Raw genomic sequence first — 21,544 nt, forward strand, 5'->3', positions numbered from 1 at the left:
GAGGAAGGGCCTGGCCCCTCGAATTGGGGGTCAGGCCCGGTTTTGCCTCTTGACAATGTCCTGCTCATATTAAAAAGCCGCCCGAAGGCGGCTCGTAATTCCTGGTGTCGGAGGCGGGATTTGAACCCGCAAGCCCTAAAGTGGGCACTAGCACCTCAAGCTAGCGTGTCTGCCGTTCCACCACTCCGACGTGAAAAGCAACGAGGGGTACTATAGCACAAGTTTCCGCGTTGCAAGCGAGAATTTTAGGCAATTGTGCCCTGAGGATAAATAATCATCAAAAGGATGAGCGAAATCAGGAACACCACGGCAAAAATGATGGTGATGCGGTCGAGATTCTTTTCGATGATGCTAGTGCCGGAGCTCGTGGAATACAGCGAGCTGGCAATGGCGTCGGAAATGCCCGTGCCCTTGCCGGAATGCAGCATGATGAAGACGATAAGACCAGCACCCGAAATGACCAGGGCGATGATGACCAGGATAAGCAACGGATTCAAAGCGAACTCTTTCTTCTCTGTGACTACAGCACCGTATGTGCCGACAACTCGCAACTGCAAAATTATAGTCAATCTGAGCACGAGAGCAACAGTTCTCATGCCAATTACGCACAGTATGCCCTTATGAAGGCATCGCAGACGCCGCAAAAGCAGAACGCCCGCACGAAGCGGGCGTTCCGAATGGGCGTAGATTAGGCGAGCAGGCTGGAAGCTGTCATCTCGGCGGGAACCTCCAAGCCAATCATCTGCAACAGCGTAGGAGCAAGATTGCAGAGGGCGCCGCACGTGCCTTCGGGCTGCGCAAGCTGGTATCCCAGGCCCGCGTAGTCAGCCAGGAACAGGGGCACCGGGTTGGTGGTGTGAGCCGTATGGGGCTGGCCGTCCTCGGCGATCATCTTGTCGGCATTGCCGTGATCGGCCGTAACGAGCGCCACGCCGCCCTTGCGCTCGATGGCGGCAAGAACCTGCCCCACACCAGCATCCACGGCCTCTACGGCCGCCGTAGCAGCGGGAATGGAGCCCGTATGCCCCACCATATCGCAGTTGGCGAAGTTCACGATGTACACGTCTGCCGTGTCGGCGTCGATGGCGTCAGCAAGCGTCTGGGCGACCGCAGGCTCGCTCATTTCGGGCTGAAGATCGTACGTGGCCACCTTGGGGCTGTCGATGATCTGCCTGCGCTCCCCTTCCTTCTGGGCTTCGATGCCGCCATTCAGGAAGAACGTGACATGGGCGTACTTTTCCGTCTCGGCGATGTGATACTGCTTCAACCCCGCGCTGGAAAGCACATCGGCGAGAACGTTTTCGGGGAATTCCTTCGCAAACGCGATGTCGGCGGGAATCTCGGGGTCGTATTCGGTGAGGCACACGAAATACGGACGCGGGAACGATTCCGATTCGAACGGCTCTGCATCCACGAAGGCATGCGTAATCTGACGCGCGCGATCGGGGCGGAAGTTGAAGAAGATGATGGCATCGTCGTCTTCAACGCCGCGCGTCGCAAACGAACCCGGAACGACGAACTCGTCGGTTACCTGGGCATCGTAGCTTGCCTGCATGAACTCGGTGGGCGAAAGCTCGCTATGGGGCAGCGCATGCGCAACCGCATCGAATGCCTTCTTCACGCGCTCCCAGCGATTATCGCGGTCCATCGCGTAATAGCGACCGGAAATGGACGCAATCGAAATCTGGCACGCATCGGTCGTGTATTCGGCGATGCGCTCTTCCAGCTCTTCGATGTAGCCAAGACCGCTAGCAGGCGGAACGTCACGTCCATCCATGAAGCAATGAACGAAGACACGCGGAACCTCATGCTGCGCTGCCATCTTCAGCAGCGCATAGAGATGCTCGTTGCTGGAATGCACGCCGCCATCGGAAACGAGGCCCATAACATGCAGTACGGAACCAGCCGCCTTCACGCGTTCCATAGCGGCGCACAGCTTCTCGTTTTCGGCGATGCTACCGCTACGGCATGCGTTGTTGATACGCGTAAGCTCCTGATAGACGATGCGGCCGGCGCCAATGTTCAGATGACCCACTTCGGAGTTGCCCATCTGGCCATCGGGAAGACCCACGTATTCGCCCGACGCCTGAATCTGAATGTTCGACGCCGTTTCGCGCAAATGGTCGAGATGGGGCGTATTCGCAAGCGAAATGGCATTGCCCGGACCAGGCTCGGCGATGCCGAAGCCATCCATGATGATAAGCGCCGCAGGCAGATGGAGCTTGCTCTTATCCATAAACATGCTTCTTTCTCGCGCCTATTTCAGGCACGCTTCAACAAGTTCGGCAAAGGAATCGGCGGAAAGCGCTGCCCCACCGATAAGGCCGCCGTCGATATCGGACTGGGCCATGAGGCCTTCGACGTTGGCGGGCTTCATGGAGCCACCATAGAGCACGCGCATACCACTGGCAACTTCCTCGCCAAAAAGATCCGAAAGGGCAGCCCTAATGGCCGAGCAGACCTCCTGCGCCTGTTCAGGCGTAGCCGTGCGACCCGTGCCAATGGCCCAGATGGGCTCGTAAGCGACGACGCACTTGGCAGCCTCTTCGGGTTCCAGGCCCGCAAAATCGGCGCGCAGTTCGTTGACGATGAATTCCAGGTACGTGCCCGCATCGCGCACGGCCAGAGATTCGCCTACGCAGACGATGGGGGTAATGCCATGGTTGACCAGCGCCATCACCTTACGGTTGACCATCTCGTCGGTCTCGCTGAAGTATTCGCGACGCTCGGAATGACCCACGATGCAGTGGTCGACGCCGATGTCTTCCAGCATGGGAATGGAGATTTCGCCCGTAAAGGCGCCACCTTCTTCCCAGTGGCAGTTCTGGGCACCCACGTGAATGTCGCGGCGATCGAACTCGAGTACCGTATGCACGGCTTTCAGATTGCAGGCGGGCGGACAAAGCACCACGTCAACGGCATCCCACGCATCGTCGCAGCGATTGGAAATGCCCTGGGCGAGCACGACGGACTCGGCCCAGGTCTTATTCATCTTCCAGTTTCCAGCCATCATAGGCTTGCGCATGATTAAGCCTCCTTAAGAGCCTCAACGCCAGGCAGGGGCAGACCCTGCACCAGCTCCATGGAAGCGCCACCGCCGGTGGAGATGAAGGTCATCTTGCTTCCAAGGTCAAATTTGTTAACGGCGGCAACGCTATCGCCACCACCGATGATGGTGTCGGCTTCCGCGTTTTCAGCGACGGCCAGGGCAACGGCCTTCGTACCATGCTCGAAGGCAGCCATCTCGAACACACCCATGGGGCCATTCCAGAATACCGTGCTGCCCTGGGCGATGGCCTGGGCATACAGCTTCTCGGTCTCGGGGCCGATGTCGAGGCCCATCATGTCGCTGGGGATTTCGTCCACGGAAACGGTTGCGGTGTTCGCGTCTTCGGCGAAGCGATCGGCCACGACCACGTCGGTGGGAAGCAGCAGCTCGACGCCTGCTTCCTTCGCATGCTCGATCATGCCGGCAGCGCGCTCAACCCAATCCTCTTCCTTCAGGCTGGTGCCCACCTGCTTGCCCTGGGCCAGCAGGAACGTGAAGCACATGCCACCACCAATGATGATGGTGTCGGCCTTCTCGATGAGGGCATCGATGACGCCAACCTTATCGGAGACCTTCGAGCCGCCAAGGATGGCGACGAAGGGGCGCTTCGGTTCGTCGAGCATCCCCGAAAGCGTGCTCACCTCGCGCAGCATGAGATAGCCGGCATATGCGGGCAGCAGCGCGGCTACGCCAGCCGTAGAGGCATGAGCGCGGTGTGCGGTGCCGAAGGCATCGTTCACGTAGAGATCGCCCAGCTTGGCAAGCTCTTCGCAGAACGCGGGGTCATTCTTCTTCTCGCGCTTGTCGAAACGCAGGTTTTCCAGCACCACGACCTGGCCATCTTCCATGGCCTCGACGACCTCATGGGCATGGGGGCCCACGGTGTCGGCGGCAAAGGTAACGGGAGCGCTAATAAGCTGGGAAAGACGCTCGGCAGCAGGAGCGAGGGAGAACTTCTCCTCGAAGCCCGTGCCAGCGGGACGACCCAGGTGGCTCATCAGGATGACCTTGGCGCCCTTCCCCACCAAATACTCGATCGTGGGAAGCGCCGCGCGGATGCGCGTGTCGTCGGTTACGGTAGCGCCATCGAGCGGCACATTGAAATCGACGCGACAGAGAACTCGTTTACCGGCTACATCGGCTTGCTCAAGTGACTTCACTTCAGCCATGCTTTTCCTTTCTACACAAAACAAGGCCGGAACCGCAGCGCCAAGCGTGCATGTTCCGGCCGTAATGACATAAGACCTTAGAGCAGAATCTTCGCCAGGTCCTTCACGCGGTTGGAATAACCCCACTCGTTGTCGTACCAGCTGACGCACTTAACGAGGTTGTTTTCCCCGCCCATGACCATGGTAAGGCCGGCGTCGAAGATAGAAGAGTGGCTGTTGTGGACGATGTCGATGGAAACCAGCGGATCCTCGCTGTATTCCAGGATGCCCTTCAGCGGGCCTTCGGCAGCGGCCTTCATGGCAGCGTTGATTTCTTCCTTCGTAACGGACTTCTCGAGTTCGACGGTAAGGTCGACCATGGAGCCGTCGGGAATGGGCACACGCGTTGCGAAGCCGTCGAGCTTGCCCTTCAGTTCGGGGAGAACCAGGGAAACGGCGCGAGCGGCACCCGTGGTGGTGGGGATGATCGACATGGCCGCGGCACGAGCACGACGCAGGTCCTTATGAGGAAGGTCCAGGATCTTCTGGTCGTTCGTGTATGCGTGGATGGTATTCATGTAGCCACGCTTGATGCCGAAGTTGTCGAGCAGCACCTTTGCGAACGGAGCGAGGCAGTTCGTGGTGCAGGAAGCGTTGCTCACGATGTTGTGAACGGCCGGATCGTACAAGTGGTCGTTCACGCCCATGACGATGGTGATGTCCTCGTTCTTGCCAGGAGCGGTGATGATGACCTTCTTGGCGCCAGCGTCGATGTGCTTCTGGGCACCTTCGCGGTCGCGGAACACGCCCGTTGACTCAACGACGATGTCGATGTCGAGCTCGCCCCAGGGCAGATTGGATGGATTGCGGTCGGAGAAAACCTTCACGTTCTGGCCGTCTGCCACGAAACCGTCTTCCGTAACCTCGACCGATTCGAAATCGCGACCATGAATGGAATCGTACTTCAGAAGGTGGGTCATGGCCTCAACAGAGCCGGGATCGTTAACTGCGACCACTTCCAAAGCAGGGTCTTTTGCCATCGCACGGAAGACCAGGCGTCCAATGCGGCCGAACCCGTTGATCGCTACCCTCGTTGCCATTAGGCACTCCTTATCTCTCGATACTATTCAGGCACAACCCGCAGGTCGCACCGTGGGATACTATAACGCATTTACCGCTCAACCTGCGCGGCAAGCTGCTCGATTCGACGAACGCGATGGTATACGGCCGATTTGGACAAGGGCGGGTCGGCGTATTCCCCGAGTTCCTTCAATGTGGCATCGGGGTGCGACACGCGAAGTTTGATGAATTCTTGAAGAGCCGGTGGAAGGCTCTCCAGGCCATAGCGGTCGATCACCGCGTGAATGGCCATGATCTGCTCCATGCTGGCTTCGGTGGCCTTCTGCTGGTTGGCCAGCTCGGCGTTGACCCTGCGGTTCACGTCGTTGCGCACGCTCTTGATCACGCGAACGTTTTCCATGGCAAGCGCGCTCTGGTGCGCGCCAACTACGGCTAGAAAGGCCGAAATGGCCGACCCGCTCTTCATGTAGACGATGTAATTGCTGCGACGCTGCATGATCTTCGCCGAAATGTCGCGTTCGGCCATGAGCTCTACGAGCCCGTTTGCCAGCTCTTCGGATTCAACCGACATCTCGAAATGAAAATCGCCCTTCGGGTTGGCAATGAACCCGCTGCCCAGGAAGGCCCCGCGTAGGTACGCGGCGGCGCAGCAGCGCTTCTCGACAAGCTTCGGATACACGCCACGGTCGAAGCCGCCCGACGTGAGCACGCCCATGTCCTTCATGGCCTCGGGCAGCCCCTTCTGCATGGGCACCTCGATCAGGTAGTTAGGCGTCTTATGCAGCACGCTGCGACGAACGGTCCAATCGGTCTTCAGACCGTACTGCTCGTGCAAGAGCTTTACGAGCAGGCGCGCAACGGACGGCGAATCAGTGTCGACTTCAATGCGGAAACGCCCAGAACCAGCCAGGAAGAGCGAGCCTTCCATGCGAATGAGAGCGGCAAGCGTAGCGCGCTCGCAATGCGAGCATACGGGTGGAACGCGCGAAAGCTCTTCCTTTACATCTGCGGTGAACGACAAAGCTTGAGCACCCCCGTAAGAGCATCGCGCAGGGCAATGGGATTGTGGATGGTTGGATGAGCTGGGTCTACGAAGTCGCGCGCAATGACGACCGGACCGCTTTCCTGGATGCGATACGCGGCATCGTAGGTAATGGGAACCGGGCGAACGCGACTTGCGCCATCGAAATCGTTCTGCAGCGGTTCTTCGCGCGTGACCTGGTTAAAGCTACCCGGTTCGTGACCGCCAGGGCGCAATTGCACGGGCGTGTGCACAAGCACGTAATCGAGCAAGCCCGCCATGCCATGGTCCTGCAGGGCACGTACGTGCTCTTCCGCGGAAAAACCCCAGGTCTCACCCTGGAAATCGGCAACGCTGCAGACGAAGACCGTCTTCGCGCGCGAACTGCGAATCGCTTCCAGCACGCCTGGGATGAGCAAGTTCGGGATGATTGACGTAAAAAGCGAGCCAGGTCCCAGCACGATGAGGTCGGCCTCGCAGATGGCCTTGATGGCAGCCGGATACGGCGTGCCGGTATAGGGCGCCTTCAGCCACACGCTTTCGATGGCAGTGCGCGAATGCGAAATGTTGGCCTGGCCTTCGATGATGCGACCATCGAGCGTACGGCCGCAAAGCGTCACCTTGTCGAGCGTGGAGGGATACACGTGCCCCTTCGCATGCAGCAGGTCTTCGCAAATGCGAATGGCCTCGGGAAAAGACCCCGTTGCATCTTCGAGTGCAGTAATGAGCAGATTGCCCAGCGCATGATTGTTCGCCAGCTCGAAACGGTACTTGAACGCACGGGTCAGCGGATCATGCGGATCGTCGGCAAAGGCAACGAGGCACTTGCGGATGTCACCAGGAGGGGTGACGTTGGCAAGCTCGCGCAAGGCACCGGTGGAACCACCATCATCGGCCATGGCGACCACGGCGGACGTACGCACGCCCATGGACACCAGGGTACGAATGGAAACCGGTGCGCCCGTTCCACCGCCAATAACCACGGCATGAGCAGGCTGCGCATTGCCGACTACGGGCTCGATGCCGCGAATCTTGTCAAACGAGCCCGTTGCGGAGGGGTCTTGCCTGAATGCGGAATTCGCCATTACTCCCCCTCCCCACTCTTCTTCGCTTCGCCCGTATCGGCGCGCGAGAGGTCTCGATGCGAAACGTGCACTTGGTAACCGCATTTCCGCAGGTATTCACCCGTGGCAACCGCGATGGCAACGCTACGGTGCTGTCCACCCGTGCAGCCAACGCCAATGGCCAGCTGCTGCTTGCCTTCGGCAACATAGCCAGGCATGACGCAATCGAGCAGCGCCGTCCAGCGAACCATGAACTCCTTGGTTTCGGAACGCTCCATGACGAAGGTGCGAACCTTGTCATCGAGCCCGGTAAGATGGCGCATTTCGGGGTCGTAGTACGGGTTGGGCAGGAAGCGCACGTCGATGAGAATATCGGCGTCTGCCGCGGAGCCATGTTTGAACCCAAACGAATACACTACGACGCTCATACCCTGACGAGGGGTTTCGTGCGCGAAAAGCGAGCGAATGCGCTCGCGCAGCACGATGGGCCTCATGTTGGAGGTATCGATGATGGCATCGGCGGTTGCGCGCAGCTCTTGCGTGAGCTCGCGTTCCATGGCGATCCCCTGGGAAATGGTCGTCTTGTTGTCGACGCACATGGGGTGACGACGACGCGACGCCTTGTACCGCGCGAGAATGGCCTCGTCAGAAGCGTCGAGGAAGATGATGGAGTAGTCGACGCCCGCTTCGCTTAGGCGCGCGAGTTCGCGCGTGAGCTCGCGAAAATAGTTCCTATTTCGAGCGTCGCAGACCACGGCAAGCTTTCCCGATGCCCCGTCCTGGCTGGGAATGCTATCGGACGAGACGAGCGACATGAGAAGCGCCGGCGGAAGATTGTCGATGCAGAAATAGTTCATGTCCTCGAACGTATGCATCGCCTCCGTGCGCCCTGCACCGCTCATGCCGGTAATGACAACCAGGTCGGGCGTAGGATGCGGCATTGGAGCGTTTTGCGCATCATTGCTTGCCATATACGCTATTCCCCTTCTTCCACGGAAGAATGATCAGATTCGTCAATCGTGCTGTTCTTACGCGTATCATTATACTGCCGCAGCACCGCGTATACCTCGCGTGCCACATCATCGGGCACAACATGAGCATCCATGATGTCCTGCAGCGTCGCTTCGCGCAGCTTGCGAAATCCGCCCATTGCCTTCAGGAGCGCCTTCTTGCGCACGGGGCCAATGCCGGCCACCTCGTCGAGGATGCTCGTCGTCATGCCCTTCCCGCGCAATTCGCGATGGAACGTAATGGCGAAGCGGTGGGACTCGTCACGCACCTGCTTCACCAGGTAGAGCGAGGCGGAACCGCTCGGAAGCACTACCGGGCCGGTATCCTGCCAGGGAACGAACAATTCCTCGTCTCGTTTGGCCAGGCCAGCCATGGGAATATCAACCCCCATCGACCCAAGCTGTTCCATGGCGGCAGAAAGCTGCGGCTTGCCACCGTCAAGGATGAGCAGGTCTGGCTTGCGTCCGAATCGCTCGTCGGCCATGCGCTCGGGCGAATACCTGCGTCCCAGCACTTCCTGCATGGACACGAAGTCGTTCGCCTCGTCGAGTTCGGCGCGGATCTTGAACCTGCGGTACTGTCCCTTGTCGGGCTTTCCGTCGGTGAACACCACCATGGAAGCAACCGTATACGTGCCATGGAGCGTGGAAATGTCGAAGCATTCGATGCGCATGGGTGGCGCGTCGAGCGCAAGGGCGCTTTCCAGCTGAAGCAGTGCCTCGTTAATGCGCTTGTCCTCGTAATTGGTGCGAACCTTGTAGCGCATAAGCGTATGCTTTGCGTTGACCTGGGCCATTTCGAGCAAATCGCGCTTTTCGCCGCGTTCGGGCACTACGAAGCGCACGCGCGCACCGAACTTGCTTGCCAGGCGGTTGGTGAGCCAATCCTCCATCGTCGGCTTATCCTCGGGCTCGTTGGCCACGATGACCTCGCGCGGAATGGATTCCGTGACGCTGTAGTAGCGCAGCAGGAACGAATGGAGAATATCCTGGTCGGGTACGTTTTTGCCCTTGTCCAAGACGAATTCGTTTCCGTTGATGACGCGCCCTTCGCGCACCATGAGCACGTGGACGCCCGCAATGGTTTCCTCGCGGTAGAACCCAATGACGTCGGCATTTACGTCATGCGCCATGACCGCGTGCTGCTTGTCGGTAAGGCGCTCGATGACCTCTATGCGCTCCTTGATGCGCCCCGCCTTCTCGAAATCGAGTTCGGAAGCCGCCTGGGACATGTCGTCTTTCAGCTCGGAAATGAACTCGGCGTGATTGCCACGCAAGAAACGCTCAACACGACGCACGTTTTCCGCGTACGCTTCAGGCGAAATCTTTCCGCAGCATGCGCCCGGGCCTATGCCCACATGGCAGTCGAAGCAGGGTTTGCGCTGCTCGGAAAGGTATTCTTTGAGGCCGTTCTTCGCGATTTCGCGATTCATGGCACGCCATTGCGAACACGAGGCAGCGCAGATGGGAACCACCTTGCGCGCAATCTCGATCATGCGTCGTGCCGCACGGCTGTCGGTGAAGGGGCCAAAGTACTGCGTTTCGGGCTTGTGCTTCTCGCGCGTGAACTTGATGGCGGGAAACGTATCCCCCTTCGTTAGGGCGATAAACGGATAACTCTTGTCGTCTTTGAAGTCGGCGTTGAAGAACGGCGCATACTGATCGATGAGGTTCTTTTCCAGAACCAGGCTTTCGTATTCGTTGTCGACGACGATGTATCCGAACGAGCGAATCTGGTCGACCAGAAGCGGGATCTTGGCGCGATCGTCCTGGAAATTGACGTACTGGCGCATTCGGGCACGCAGCTGCTTTGCCTTGCCCACGTAGATGACCTGCCCATCAGCGTCTTTCCACAGGTAGACGCCGGGAAGCGTAGGCACTTCGTCAAGCTGGCGTTTGATGGTTTCGATGCGCTCTTCATTCATGAGGGAAAGTATAACGAAAGCCGCGGGACCATAAAGGCCCCGCGGCTTAAAAGCATCGAAGATGTTGCCTGATGGCGTACGACCTACACGAGACCCTGAGCGATCATGGCATCGGCAATCTTCTTGAAGCCGGCGATGTTAGCGCCAACAACGTAGTTGCCTTCGAAGCCGTACTCACGAGCAGCGTCGTCGGCGGCATGGTAGATGCTCTTCATGATGCCGTGCAGCTTCTCGTCGACTTCCTCGAACGTCCAGGACAGATGCTCGTGGTTCTGGCTCATTTCCAGGCCAGAGGTGGCAACGCCACCAGCGTTGGCAGCCTTGCCCGGCATGAACGTTACGCCGTTTTCCTGCAGGTAAGTGGTGGCGTCCATGGTGGTGGGCATGTTGGCGCCTTCGGCAACGACCTTGCAACCGTTGGCAGCAAGCTGCTTGGCATCGTCGATGAGCAGCTCGTTCTGCGTAGCGCAGGGAAGCGCGATGTCGCAGGGAATCTGCCACACGCCACGACCCTCGTGGTACTCAACGCCCTCGGCGCGCTTTGCGTACTCGCTGATGCGAGCGCGCTCGACTTCCTTGACCTGCTTCAGCAGGGCGATGTCAATGCCCTGGGGGGCATGGATCCAACCAGTGGAGTCGGACAGCGTAACGACGGTAGCGCCCAGCTGCTGAGCCTTCTCGGCAGCGTAGATGGCAACGTTGCCGGAACCGGAAATGGTGACCGTCTTGCCCTCAAAGCTGTCGTCGTGGCAGTTCAGGTATTCCTGCACGAAGTACACCAGGCCATAGCCGGTAGCTTCGGTACGAGCCAGGGAGCCGCCGAAAGAAAGGCCCTTGCCAGTGAGAACGCTGGAGCATTCGTCGCGAATGCGCTTGTACTGGCCGAACAGGTAGCCGATTTCACGGGCTCCGGTTCCGATGTCGCCAGCAGGAACGTCGGTGTCGGGGCCGATGTGACGACAGAGCTCGGTCATGAAGCTCTGGCAGAAGCGCATGACCTCGCGGTCGGACTTGCCCTTGGGGTCGAAGTCGGAACCGCCCTTGCCACCGCCCATGGGAAGCGTGGTCAGGCTGTTCTTGAAGATCTGCTCGAAGCCGAGGAACTTCAAGATGGAGAGGTTAACCGAGGGATGCAGACGCAGGCCGCCCTTGTAGGGCCCCAGGGCGCTGTTGAACTGGATGCGGAAGCCGCGGTTCACATGAATGTTGCCCTCATCGTCTTCCCAGGGCACGCGGAACATGACCACGCGCTCGGGTTCAACGATGCGCTCGAGCAGGGCCTTCTTCTGATACTCGGGATGAGCGTCGATGACAGGCTGGAGAGAAGTGAGGACCTCGGTGACAGCCTGGATAAACTCGGGCTGGTCAGCGTCCTTCGCCTTCACCATATCGATAACTTGCTGCGTGTAACTCAAGGTTACCTCCTTAGTGCGATTGCCAACGCACACTATTATACGGCGGCACTTTCGCGTGATGTAGTGAAACAAGCTTTTCGCGAATTATTAACGTCGCTGAAACAAAAGCGCGTTTTAGGAGATGACCTTCGAGGAAACGACGTTGCTGGGAGAAATGAGAATGACGCCGATCTTGCCGACGCAAGGAGAATCGACGCAATAGGCGCTGCCCAGCGTACCATCGAGCACGGAGCTCGTGTTGCGCTGCGTGGAAATGACGATGTCGATGCCATTGATCCCAACCGAGCTACCGCATAGCAGCTGGGCGTCGGAGGTAATGCACACGACGAAATCGACTTCCTGGCGTTCGAAGGCACGTACGGTGTTCTGGTACATGCTGGCATCTTCCAGAGAATCAACGCAGAACACGCCAATGCGCTTCGAACCGGCCTTCACGATAAGGCCCTCGTCGTACAACGCGGTATTGATGAGGTCGAGCCCCACGACCGTGGCATTCTTTTCGTGGTAGCTGGCAAGAACGCTATAGCGCGTGACGGGCTTGGTGGTAGCCGCCGCTTCTTCGACCGTGGGGATATCGACGCCATCGAATACGATGGCGGTATACCCCTCCATAGAGCCCGTGGCGTCATCGATGGTGGTGGCTGCGGTATTCCAATTATGGCCAACGTTGATGTACCAAATACCGCCGCTGATCACTACGACGATCAGCGCGACGAAGACCATCAATGCTATTTTCTCTCGGGACCTTTGACTCATAGTCCACGATTATAAGCGCTTATGAAAGCATATTGGCGAGAAAACGCCCGGTATGGCTCTCATAACACGAGGCAACATCTTCTGGCGTGCCCTCGCACACGATTCCACCACCTCGCTCGCCGCCCTCGGGGCCCAAGTCGATGATGTGGTCGGCGCATTTTATGACATCGAGATTATGCTCGACGATGAGCACGGTGTTGCCCGCATCGACAAGACGCTGGAGCACGACAATGAGCTGGCGTACGTCCTCGAAGTGTAAACCCGTAGTGGGTTCGTCGAGAATGTAGAACGTCTTCCCCGTTTGCACGCGCTGCAGTTCGCTGGAAAGCTTTACGCGCTGAGCTTCGCCACCGGAAAGCGTAGTGGCAGGCTGACCGAGGCGAATGTAGCCCAAGCCAACGTCGTGCAACGTTTGCAGCTTGCGCGTAATACGCGGAATGCTCGAGAAGAACTCGAGCGCTTCGTCGACCGTCATGTCGAGCAGCTCGTAGACGTTCTTGCCACGGTAGCGCACCTGCAGCGTTTCGCGATTGTAGCGCTGGCCATTGCAGACCTCGCAGGGTACATAAACGTCGGGCAGGAAGTGCATTTCGATCTTTACCTGGCCGTCGCCCTTGCAGGCTTCGCAACGACCGCCCGGAACGTTGAAGCTGAAGCGACCCGGCGAATAACCACGTGCCTTCGATTCCTGCGTAGATGCCATGAGTTTGCGAATATCGTCCCACAGGCCCACGTAGGTGGCGGGGTTCGAACGCGGCGTACGGCCAATGGGCGATTGATCGATATCGACGACCTTGTCGAGCTTTTCAATGCCAGTAATCTTGCGATACTCGCCCGTACTGCGATGGGCGTGGTTCACACGATTGGCAAGCGCAGGAGCCAGCGTATCGGTGATAAGCGAGCTCTTCCCCGAGCCCGAAACGCCCGTAACCACCGTAAGCGTGCCGATGGGGATGCTTACGGTAAGATTGCGCAGGTTGTTGGCGCGACAACCCGAGATGGTTATTTTTCCGCGACGGGGGTTTCTGCGCTCTTTGGGAACGGAAATCTCACGTTTGCCCGTGAGGTACGCTGCGGTAAGCGAATCGGGGCAATGTACGATTTGCGCGGGCGTTCCCGCGGCAACCACTTCCCCGCCATGCTCGCCCGCACCGGGCCCCATGTCGATAACGTAATCGGCATGGCGAATGGTATCTTCGTCATGCTCTACCACGACGACGGTATTGCCCAGGTCGCGCAGATGCTCCAACGTACCGATAAGACGTTCGTTGTCACGTTGGTGAAGGCCAATGGAGGGCTCGTCGAGAATGTAGAGCACGCCCATGAGGCCCGCGCCAATCTGCGTTGCCAGGCGAATGCGCTGCGCTTCGCCACCGGAAAGCGTGGCAGTGGCACGTTCCAGCGTAAGGTAGTCGAGGCCCACGTCGACTAGGAACTGCAAGCGGGAGCGGATCTCCTTCACAATGGGGTTCGCAATTTGGGCGTCGGCCCCTTCGAAGCTAAGGCAATTGAAGAACGACAGCGAATCGCGGGCAGAAAGCTCGCAAACCTCGTGAATGTTCTTGCCATTCACCGTTACCGCCAGGATTTCCGGCTTCAGGCGCTTTCCACCGCAAGTAGCGCAGGGAACCACGGCAAAGTACTTCTCGTACTTCTCGCGCTGGCGATCGCTACTTGCCTCTTTGTAGCGATTCATGACAGCTGCGCGAATGCCCTCCCATTCGATGAACCAATACGTTTCGCGACCGTCAACGGTGTGATAGTCGACACGAACCTTTTCCTTTTCGGGCAAGCCTTCCATGAGGGCCTTCTGCGCCTTGCGCGAGAAATCCTCCCATGGAGTATCGGCGTCATAACCCAGATGCTTGGCAACGGCGCGCAGCACCTGGGGATAATAGTTGCCGCTGGAAAGCGGCGCTACAACGCCCTGGTTCAGCGAAAGCGAAGGATCGGGAATGATGAGGCTGGGATCGACTTCCTCGCGGCTGCCGATGCCCAGGCAATCGGGGCACGCACCATAGGGGGCATTGAAGCTGAAATCGCGCGGCTGCAGCTCGTCCATGGAATGGCCGTGTTCGGGGCACGCCAGGGCCAAGCTGAACAGGTGGTCCTCTTCCCCTTCGTCCTTCATGGTGTGAATGACCACACGGCCGTTTGCAAGGCGCGTAGCCACCTCGACGGCCTCGGCGATGCGCGACGTGGCAGAGGACTTCAGTACTACGCGGTCGACGACGACCTCGATCGTATGCTTGAACTTCTTGTCGAGCTTCAAGCCCTCTTCTTCGTCGAGGCGCATGACCTCGCCATCGACGCGCACACGGGAAAAGCCCTCGGCGCGAATATCTTGAAACAGCTTGGTGAATTCGCCCTTGCGCCCAATGACCATGGGGGCCATGACAAGCGCGCGAACGTCTTCGCCCAGAGCCAGAATCTCGTCGGTAACCTGATCGGTGGTTTGCTTCTTGATTTCCCTACCGCATTCCGGGCAATGCGGAACACCCACGCGGGCGAAAAGAAGGCGCAGGTAGTCGTAGATTTCGGTGACGGTGCCCACCGTAGAGCGCGGATTCTTGCTCGTGGTCTTCTGATCGATGGAAACCGCCGGCGAAAGGCCGTCGATGCTATCAAGATCTGGCTTGCTCATTTGACCCAGGAACATACGCGCGTAGCTGGAGAGGCTTTCAACGTAGCGACGCTGTCCTTCGGCGTAAATGGTGTCGAAAGCCAGGGAGCTCTTGCCCGAGCCCGAAAGACCCGTGATAACCACGAGCTTATCGCGCGGAATGGTTACGTCTATGTTCTTCAGATTGTGCTCGCGAGCACCTTTGATAACGATTGAATTCTGCGACATATAACCGCCTAACACATGCGTATTCGATAGGCTCATTTTATAGCCGTACGAACGCTATGGTCGGGTTGTTACCGCATCGCTAGAATACGAACACATGTACTATCCACGCGGGTGCGCGCTATGGTGCACCTCGCTCAGGCGACCCACCGAAAGATGCGTGTATATCTGCGTAGTGGAAAGACTTGCATGGCCAAGCATCTCCTGGACGCTACGCAAGTCGGCACCACCCTCGAGCACATCGGTGGCGAAGGTATGCCGCATATCATGCGGCGTATAATGCGCATCGACGCCAGCTTCCACGAGCGTCTTGGCGAACATCTTGCGCATTGCGTCGGGCCCCATACGGTTTCCCCGCGTGGAAAGGAAGGCAAATCCTGGGTCGGGACGCTCCCCCAGCAACTCCGGGCGTCCGAAATCGAAGTAGGCGCGCAAGCTGGAAAGAGAGAGTTCGTGCAGAGGCACGATGCGCTCCTTGTTGCCCTTGCCCACCATGCGAACCTGCATTTGCCGGAAGTCGACGTCTTGGACGCGCAGGTTGCACGCCTCGGAAATACGTGCGCCGCATGCGTAGAGGAATTCGAGAATCGCCTGATCGCGAAGCTGAGATGGCGACTGCTGCCGCGTGTGCCCGCTGGCATCGATAGATCCATTCACGGAAAGGATGCGCGCCATATCAGCAGCGGGAATACGGTGGGGCAATCGCTTCGAAGCCCGTACCGACGGAATGACATCAACGGGATTCGCTTCGATATGCTCGTTTACAACCATCCAGCGAAAGAAGCCACGCAAGCTGCTCAATCGCCTGTTCACCGTGCTGCGAGCATAGCGCGCGGCATCGAGTTCGCCCAGGTAGCGACGCAACTGCTTATGGGTGACGGCGCAGGGGTCCACATGAGCGCGAACCGCCCAACGGCCATACGCCTCGAGGTCGATGCGATAATTGCGCAGCGTATGAGCCGACACGTTCTCCTCGACGCGCAGCGACGTCAGATACGCTTCAACGCATTCGGCAAACACGGCGGGAAAACCGCATTCTTTTCCTTCCGAAGGATGCGTGACCATGGCCTACGCTTCAGAAGGATCGATGGGGCCACGCAGGACAATACCCAAAGACGCAAGCTGGCTACAATACTCCTCTAGCGCACGGTTGCCGCGCTCGGCATAGGCCGCATAGCGCTCGCCCTTGTTTCGGATCTTGCGCTCCAAGGGCATCATGATGCCAAAGTTGACGTGCATGGGCTGATAGTCGGACGTTTCCGGGTTGCACGCATAGGAAAGGAGTGCGCCAAAGGCGGTCTCGGACGGAAGGGTCACGCCCCGTTTCCCTATAAGCTGGGAAAACACGGAGATAGCCGCATGAAGCCCCGAACGAATAGCCTCGCAATAGCCTTCGGTGCCCGCAACCTGCCCAGCCATGTACAGAGGCACGGAAAGCGGGTTGGAAACAACGCGAAGTGAAGCGTCGAGAATATGAGGTGCATCAACGAAGGTATTGCGATGCATTACGCCATAGCGCACGAATTCCGCATGCTCCAAGCCAGGAATGAGCCTGAATACGCGCTTCTGTTCGGGAAACGTGAGGTTCGTCTGGAATCCCACCAGGTTGAAGCTCTGCCCATGGGCATCTTCCGCGCGAAGCTGCAGCGCCGCCCAGGGGCGACGACCCGTACGGGGGTCGGTAAGGCCAACGGGCTTAAGCGGCCCGAAGCGCGGCGCGTCGAAGCCCTTGCGGGCGATTTCCTCGATGGGCTGACAAGCCTGGAAAAGGTCGCGCGTTTCGAAATCGCGCATGATGACGCGTTCCGCACCCACGAGTTCCTGGGCAAACGTTTCGTACTCTTCCTTCGAGAAGGGAGCGTTCAGGTAATCACCCACGCCTTCCTCGTAACGACTCTGGCGGAACACCTTCGTCATATCGAGCGAATCCGCCAGGACGATGGGCGCCGCTGCGTCGTAAAACGCAAGCGTGTCTTCTCCCGTGATGCCACGCAGCCACTCGGCTAGGGCATCGGAGGTGAGAGGCCCAGATGCCAGAATGACCGCGTCGGCATCGCACCCAACGGGTTCGGACATTCCGGCAAGGCATACGGAACCATCCTCGCGCAGCGAGGTCACTTCGCCGCGCACCAAAGTAATGCGATCGTTCGATTCAATAGCACGCGTCACCGATTCAGAGAAGTCTTCGCGGTTGACGGCAAGTGCCCCACCTGCTGAAACGCGATTGTCGAGGGCGGCCTCGTACAAGAAGGAGCCCAAGGCGGCCAGTTCGCCCTTCAGCATGCCGGCAGCGCTTTCGGGTTTCATGCTCTTCAGCGAATTCGAGCAAACAAGCTCGGCGCACGCATCGCCCGTATGCACAGGCGTAGTGCGTTCGGGCCGCTGCTCGAAAAGAGTAACCGAACACCCCAGGTGAGCTAGGTAGAGCGCGGCCTCGCTACCCGCAAGGCCCGCTCCGATTATGTTCACATTGCAAGTCATCGACGCGTGCTACCGTTCAAGCTCATCCTAGTAATTGCCTAGTAATTGCCAGCGAAAAACGTGCTGTCCTGAGGAAGCTCGTAACCGGGGAAATACGAAGCGAAATCGAGCTTCAGATAGTTGCACAGGTTGGCGATTTCCACCATGGTGCCGTCGTTAACGGGAATGCCGTTTTCGCGACGTTCCTTTTCGGCAAGCACTTCCTTTTCGCCATGCGTATAAATGCGCTCGGCGCCTTCGGCCTTGGGCGCATTGCGCAGCTCTTCCATGAATTCAGAGAGATGCGCGCGAATGGCATCGGGATCGCCGAAGTATGCGGGATTGATGGCCATGAACCCGTGGCAGATGCCCGTCTTGTCGTCGAACGTGCAGCAGGAGCTGGAGAATACGCCCTGGGAAAGAATGGAGCTAAACAGCTCGCAGACCATACCGTAACCATAGCCCTTGTGGCTACCAAGCTTTTCGGTGTTGCCACCCAGGGGCATGATGCCGCCGCCGTTCTTCTCGACGATGTTCTTCAGCACTCGCGGTGCTTCGGAGCAGGGATTGCCGTCCTCGTCGAGCGCCCAGCCCTCGGGCAGCGCTTCCCCGCGCTTGTTGTAGATTTCCAGCTTGCCACGCGTGACGACGGACGTGGAGCTATCGAACCAGAACGGATACGGATCGGCAGGCATGGCAATGGCGATGGGGTTCGAGCCGAGCATAGCCTTGCGTGCGAACGTGGGAACCATGATGGCTTCGGAATTCGTGCAGCTGAAGCCCATGAGGCCCTCGTCAACGGCCATCTTGGCGTAGTAACCGGCGATGCCGTAATGGTTCGAATTGCGCACGCTCACGATGCCAACGCCCGACTGCTTGGCCTTTTCGATTGCCTTGGTCATAGCGAAATGAGACACGAGCTGGCCCATGCCGTTATGGCCATCGATGACAGCGGAAATGGGAGTATCAAACACCACTTCGGGCTTTTCCTGGGGATGGATGGTGCCCTTTTCGATGCCCTTGTGATAGCGCACCATGCGCTGCATGCCGTGGCTTTCGATGCCAAACAGATCGGCGGTGAGCAGAACGTCCTTGATGATGTTGCCGTCTTCCTCGGAGAAGCCGAAGGCGGAGAAGACATCCCCGCAGAAACGATCGAGCGTATCGAAACTCCACTTCACGTAACCCATAGCGCACCTTTCGCATGATTGAATTCAGTGGGCACATTATACGGCCGCATATGCCAGCTCTCACGAGGAATGAAAACTCTACGTGAAGAGAATACACCGCGCTAAAGTACGCCCACTCGCTTGGGGCCATACCTTCCATCGGGGTAACGCGCAATAACGCCATCACGTTCCAGTTCGGCTACACGCTTCTGCACACGCACTCGAGAATCACCCGAAACGGAACCCGCTTCGCACATAGCGCGAATGAGCCTATCCATACGCATGGGTTCGGCCAGCAAGGCCCGAAGCACCGGATCGGCCTTACGCGGCGCTCGCTTTTCGGTAGGCTCGACATGCGAAAAGCTCAGCATGCCAAAGGTGGAGAGTAGGTAGTCTTCAAACGATTCCCTATCCACCACGGGCGTGGCACCCTGGTAGAGCAGGCGATTCGAACCAGCAGAGGTTGGTGACGTAATAGCTCCTGGCACTACGAGCACATCCCTATTCGCCTGCAGGGCCTCATCGGCCGTGGAAAAGGTACCCGAGGGAAGCCCCGCCTCCACGATGAGCGTGGCACGGGCAAGGCCAGCTATCAGGCGATTTCTAAGCCTGAAAGCATAGGGAACCGCAGGGAATTCCCATGGCTGTTCCGAGACAACGGCACCACCCGCATCGACGATACGCTGGAACAAGCCGTAATTGCTCGCAGGATAGATCTGGTCGCATCCGCCGCCTAGAAACGCCACCGTAGGCGCGCCTTCCCGCAGAGCCGCTTCGTGGGCACGCGAATCGCATCCCCTGGCGCCACCCGAGAGAATGGCAATGCCAACACGCGCCGCCATGCCGCCGAATTCGTCGACGCAGGCCAGTCCATATGGCGTGGCCTTGCGCGCTCCCACGATGGCCAAACCCTCCTGTAGCGCAGCGGGGTTTCCAATAACGTATAGCTCGCTTGGCGGATAGGGGATGCGACTCAGCTGCGCGGGATAGCCGGCCTCGTTGGCGCGCAACACCACGCGCTCCCCCTTCAGCTTGGGGCCGGAATAGCTACGAAAGCCCATGCGCTTCTGATCGGCCTTCGCCTGTTCCTCCGTGGGTACCTTGAATGCTTTCGTCATGCCGCAGCCCCAATCTGCGAACGCACGCGCAAGCTGAATGCCTCGGCGATATGGTCGTCGGTGACGCGTACGCTTTGCTCGATATCGGCAATGGTGCGCGCCACGGAAAGTACGCGCATGATGCCCCTACCTGATAGGATATGGGCCTCGGCCATGCCCTTGAAAAAGCGCTCAGTCTCCTCTTCCATCATGCACGCGCGCAGCATGTCGTGCGTAGAGACAACCAAGGGCACCTCGCTTCGCTTCCATCGCTCGTATGCAAATTCCCTGCCTGCGAGAACACCGCCGCGAAGCGTGGCCGAATCGAGATTTGAACCAGACGAGACGACGTCTTCGTAATCGCTGCGCCAAACGTCGAGGCAAATGTCGATGCGATCGATGAGAGGCCCGCCAATGCGATTCTGGTAATCGCTAACGCGTGCGGGCGAACAGGTGCAGGATATCTTCTCGTCGCCGAAATAACCACAGGGGCACGGATTGCTTGCCGCAACCAGCATGAATCGAGCGGGCATATCGACGTTGCCGTTGGCACGCGTAATGGTGATGTGCCCCGATTCCAAAGGCTGACGGATGGATTGCAGCACATGCCCAGAAAACTCGCCCAGCTCATCCAGGAACAGAACGCCATTATGCGCAAGGGTAAGCTCACCTGGGCGAATAACGGACCCACCGCCAACCAAACCAGCCATTGTCGCAGAATGGTGGGGAGACCTGAACGGGCGAATGCCCCGAAGAATAGGCGATACGTCCTCCCCCGCAACCGAATGCACGCAGGCGGTTTCCATGATCTCGCGTTCGGAAAGCGGCGGCAAAATGCTGGGCAGGCGGGAAGCGAGCATGGTCTTGCCCGAACCCGGAGGCCCCATGAGCAAAACGCCATGATTGCCTGCAGCCGCAATTTGCATGGCCCGCTTCTCGAACTCATGGCCGCCAATGTCGGCATAATCGGGTTCCGCAGCGGGCTTCGAGCCGTACGTCGAACAAGGATGCTCGAATTCCCCCGTTGCAAACGCCCCCAAACTCCGCAAAACCACGATGTCGTTGATGGAATCATCGGGAAAGCACGCCGCATCGGAATGCGGGCATAGCAGCTTTACGCCCTGATCGCGAGCGCAAAGAAGGTACGCGAGCATGCCGGGTATGGGACGCACGCCTCCCTCAAGCGACAGCTCGCCAACAAGCAACGCATCGCCCACTACCTGCGGCTCTATCTGCCCAGTTGCCACGAGCAGCGCAACGGCAATGGGCAAATCGAACCCCGAACCCGTCTTCCTAAGCGAGCCAGGCGCCAGGTTCACCACAACCTTTTCGCGCGGCATGGTATAGCCGCATGCCTTGATGGCAGACCGAATGCGCTCGCGGGCTTCCTGGATGGCGGCATCGGGCATACCGACGATGGCAAATCCGGGAATGCCGCTAGTAATGGCAACTTCAACGGAGACGGGAATGGCCTTCACGCCTACGATGGTGGCGCTCATGAC

General features: G+C 58.6%; 17 protein-coding genes and 1 tRNA gene. All 18 read right to left on the reverse strand.

What is annotated here, in order from left to right:
- Positions 1 to 102 precede the first annotated feature (102 nt).
- Positions 103 to 190, reverse strand: a tRNA-Leu gene (locus E7002_RS00005).
- A gap of 55 nt (positions 191 to 245) precedes the next feature.
- Positions 246 to 497, reverse strand: coding sequence for a preprotein translocase subunit SecG (gene secG, locus E7002_RS00010; RefSeq protein WP_066662419.1), 252 nt, complete (start codon positions 495 to 497; stop codon positions 246 to 248).
- 191 nt (positions 498 to 688) lie between these two features.
- Complete coding sequence (gpmI, locus tag E7002_RS00015) at positions 689 to 2,236, reverse strand: 2,3-bisphosphoglycerate-independent phosphoglycerate mutase (protein WP_303726890.1); 1,548 nt, start codon at positions 2,234 to 2,236, stop codon at positions 689 to 691.
- Positions 2,237 to 2,257: 21 nt separating this feature from the next.
- Positions 2,258 to 3,025, reverse strand: a complete 768-nt coding sequence (tpiA, locus tag E7002_RS00020; protein WP_303726891.1) for a triose-phosphate isomerase — start codon at positions 3,023 to 3,025, stop codon at positions 2,258 to 2,260.
- Between the two features lie 2 nt (positions 3,026 to 3,027).
- On the reverse strand, positions 3,028 to 4,218 hold the full coding sequence (pgk, locus tag E7002_RS00025) for a phosphoglycerate kinase (protein WP_303726892.1): 1,191 nt from the start codon (positions 4,216 to 4,218) through the stop codon (positions 3,028 to 3,030).
- Positions 4,219 to 4,295: 77 nt separating this feature from the next.
- The gene (gap, locus tag E7002_RS00030) at positions 4,296 to 5,297 is read right to left on the reverse strand and encodes a type I glyceraldehyde-3-phosphate dehydrogenase (RefSeq protein WP_066662410.1); all 1,002 of its coding nucleotides are present in this window, start codon (positions 5,295 to 5,297) and stop codon (positions 4,296 to 4,298) included.
- A 71-nt stretch (positions 5,298 to 5,368) separates the two neighbouring features.
- A complete protein-coding gene (gene whiA, locus E7002_RS00035) occupies positions 5,369 to 6,298 on the reverse strand; it encodes a DNA-binding protein WhiA (RefSeq protein ID WP_303726893.1) in 930 nt (309 codons plus the stop codon).
- Positions 6,277 to 7,383, reverse strand: a complete 1,107-nt coding sequence (gene yvcK / locus E7002_RS00040) for a gluconeogenesis factor YvcK family protein (RefSeq protein ID WP_303726895.1) — start codon at positions 7,381 to 7,383, stop codon at positions 6,277 to 6,279. The genes whiA and yvcK overlap by 22 nt, the downstream gene beginning before the upstream one ends.
- Positions 7,383 to 8,333 carry an RNase adapter RapZ gene (gene rapZ, locus E7002_RS00045; RefSeq protein ID WP_303726896.1) on the reverse strand — a complete coding sequence of 317 codons (951 nt, stop codon included), beginning with the start codon at positions 8,331 to 8,333 and terminating at the stop codon, positions 7,383 to 7,385. Before rapZ ends, yvcK begins: the two co-directional genes overlap by 1 nt.
- A 5-nt stretch (positions 8,334 to 8,338) precedes the next feature.
- Positions 8,339 to 10,297, reverse strand: a complete 1,959-nt coding sequence (uvrC, locus tag E7002_RS00050; RefSeq protein ID WP_303726897.1) for an excinuclease ABC subunit UvrC — start codon at positions 10,295 to 10,297, stop codon at positions 8,339 to 8,341.
- 83 nt (positions 10,298 to 10,380) lie between these two features.
- Positions 10,381 to 11,712: an NADP-specific glutamate dehydrogenase gene (gene gdhA, locus E7002_RS00055; protein ID WP_303726898.1), complete on the reverse strand. Its 1,332-nt coding sequence runs from the start codon at positions 11,710 to 11,712 to the stop codon at positions 10,381 to 10,383.
- A gap of 114 nt (positions 11,713 to 11,826) precedes the next feature.
- Positions 11,827 to 12,435, reverse strand: a complete 609-nt coding sequence (locus E7002_RS00060) for a hypothetical protein (RefSeq protein WP_303726899.1) — start codon at positions 12,433 to 12,435, stop codon at positions 11,827 to 11,829.
- Between the two features lie 52 nt (positions 12,436 to 12,487).
- Positions 12,488 to 15,319: an excinuclease ABC subunit UvrA gene (gene uvrA / locus E7002_RS00065; protein ID WP_303726900.1), complete on the reverse strand. Its 2,832-nt coding sequence runs from the start codon at positions 15,317 to 15,319 to the stop codon at positions 12,488 to 12,490.
- Positions 15,320 to 15,418: 99 nt separating this feature from the next.
- A complete protein-coding gene (locus E7002_RS00070; protein WP_303726902.1) occupies positions 15,419 to 16,381 on the reverse strand; it encodes a tyrosine recombinase XerC in 963 nt (320 codons plus the stop codon).
- A gap of 3 nt (positions 16,382 to 16,384) precedes the next feature.
- Positions 16,385 to 17,797, reverse strand: coding sequence for a methylenetetrahydrofolate--tRNA-(uracil(54)-C(5))-methyltransferase (FADH(2)-oxidizing) TrmFO (gene trmFO, locus E7002_RS00075; RefSeq protein WP_303726903.1), 1,413 nt, complete (start codon positions 17,795 to 17,797; stop codon positions 16,385 to 16,387).
- A 38-nt stretch (positions 17,798 to 17,835) separates the two neighbouring features.
- Positions 17,836 to 18,966, reverse strand: a complete 1,131-nt coding sequence (locus E7002_RS00080; protein WP_303726904.1) for an Ldh family oxidoreductase — start codon at positions 18,964 to 18,966, stop codon at positions 17,836 to 17,838.
- Between the two features lie 101 nt (positions 18,967 to 19,067).
- Positions 19,068 to 20,063 carry a DNA-processing protein DprA gene (locus tag E7002_RS00085; protein WP_303726905.1) on the reverse strand — a complete coding sequence of 332 codons (996 nt, stop codon included), beginning with the start codon at positions 20,061 to 20,063 and terminating at the stop codon, positions 19,068 to 19,070.
- Entirely contained in the window at positions 20,060 to 21,541 is a 1,482-nt protein-coding gene (locus E7002_RS00090) for a YifB family Mg chelatase-like AAA ATPase (RefSeq protein ID WP_303726906.1), read from the reverse strand. Before E7002_RS00090 ends, E7002_RS00085 begins: the two co-directional genes overlap by 4 nt.
- Positions 21,542 to 21,544: the final 3 nt, after the last annotated feature.

The sequence above is a fragment of the Denitrobacterium detoxificans genome (genome assembly GCF_015062615.1).
Taxonomy (GTDB): domain Bacteria; phylum Actinomycetota; class Coriobacteriia; order Coriobacteriales; family Eggerthellaceae; genus Denitrobacterium; species Denitrobacterium detoxificans_A.

Bases quoted from the DNA above. Each gene is read 5' to 3' on its own strand.
- gpmI (WP_303726890.1), bottom strand. From the start codon at position 2,236: ATGGATAAGAGCAAGCTCCATCTGCCTGCGGCGCTTATCATCATGGAT.
- tpiA (WP_303726891.1), bottom strand. From the start codon at position 3,025: ATGCGCAAGCCTATGATGGCTGGAAACTGGAAGATGAATAAGACCTGG.
- pgk (WP_303726892.1), bottom strand. From the start codon at position 4,218: ATGGCTGAAGTGAAGTCACTTGAGCAAGCCGATGTAGCCGGTAAACGA.
- gap (WP_066662410.1), bottom strand. From the start codon at position 5,297: ATGGCAACGAGGGTAGCGATCAACGGGTTCGGCCGCATTGGACGCCTG.
- yvcK (WP_303726895.1), bottom strand. From the start codon at position 7,383: ATGGCGAATTCCGCATTCAGGCAAGACCCCTCCGCAACGGGCTCGTTT.
- rapZ (WP_303726896.1), bottom strand. From the start codon at position 8,333: ATGGCAAGCAATGATGCGCAAAACGCTCCAATGCCGCATCCTACGCCC.
- uvrC (WP_303726897.1), bottom strand. From the start codon at position 10,297: ATGAATGAAGAGCGCATCGAAACCATCAAACGCCAGCTTGACGAAGTG.
- E7002_RS00060 (WP_303726899.1), bottom strand. From the start codon at position 12,435: ATGGTCTTCGTCGCGCTGATCGTCGTAGTGATCAGCGGCGGTATTTGG.
- uvrA (WP_303726900.1), bottom strand. From the start codon at position 15,319: ATGTCGCAGAATTCAATCGTTATCAAAGGTGCTCGCGAGCACAATCTG.
- E7002_RS00070 (WP_303726902.1), bottom strand. From the start codon at position 16,381: ATGGTCACGCATCCTTCGGAAGGAAAAGAATGCGGTTTTCCCGCCGTG.
- trmFO (WP_303726903.1), bottom strand. From the start codon at position 17,797: ATGACTTGCAATGTGAACATAATCGGAGCGGGCCTTGCGGGTAGCGAG.
- E7002_RS00080 (WP_303726904.1), bottom strand. From the start codon at position 18,966: ATGGGTTACGTGAAGTGGAGTTTCGATACGCTCGATCGTTTCTGCGGG.
- E7002_RS00085 (WP_303726905.1), bottom strand. From the start codon at position 20,063: ATGACGAAAGCATTCAAGGTACCCACGGAGGAACAGGCGAAGGCCGAT.
- E7002_RS00090 (WP_303726906.1), bottom strand. From the start codon at position 21,541: ATGAGCGCCACCATCGTAGGCGTGAAGGCCATTCCCGTCTCCGTTGAA.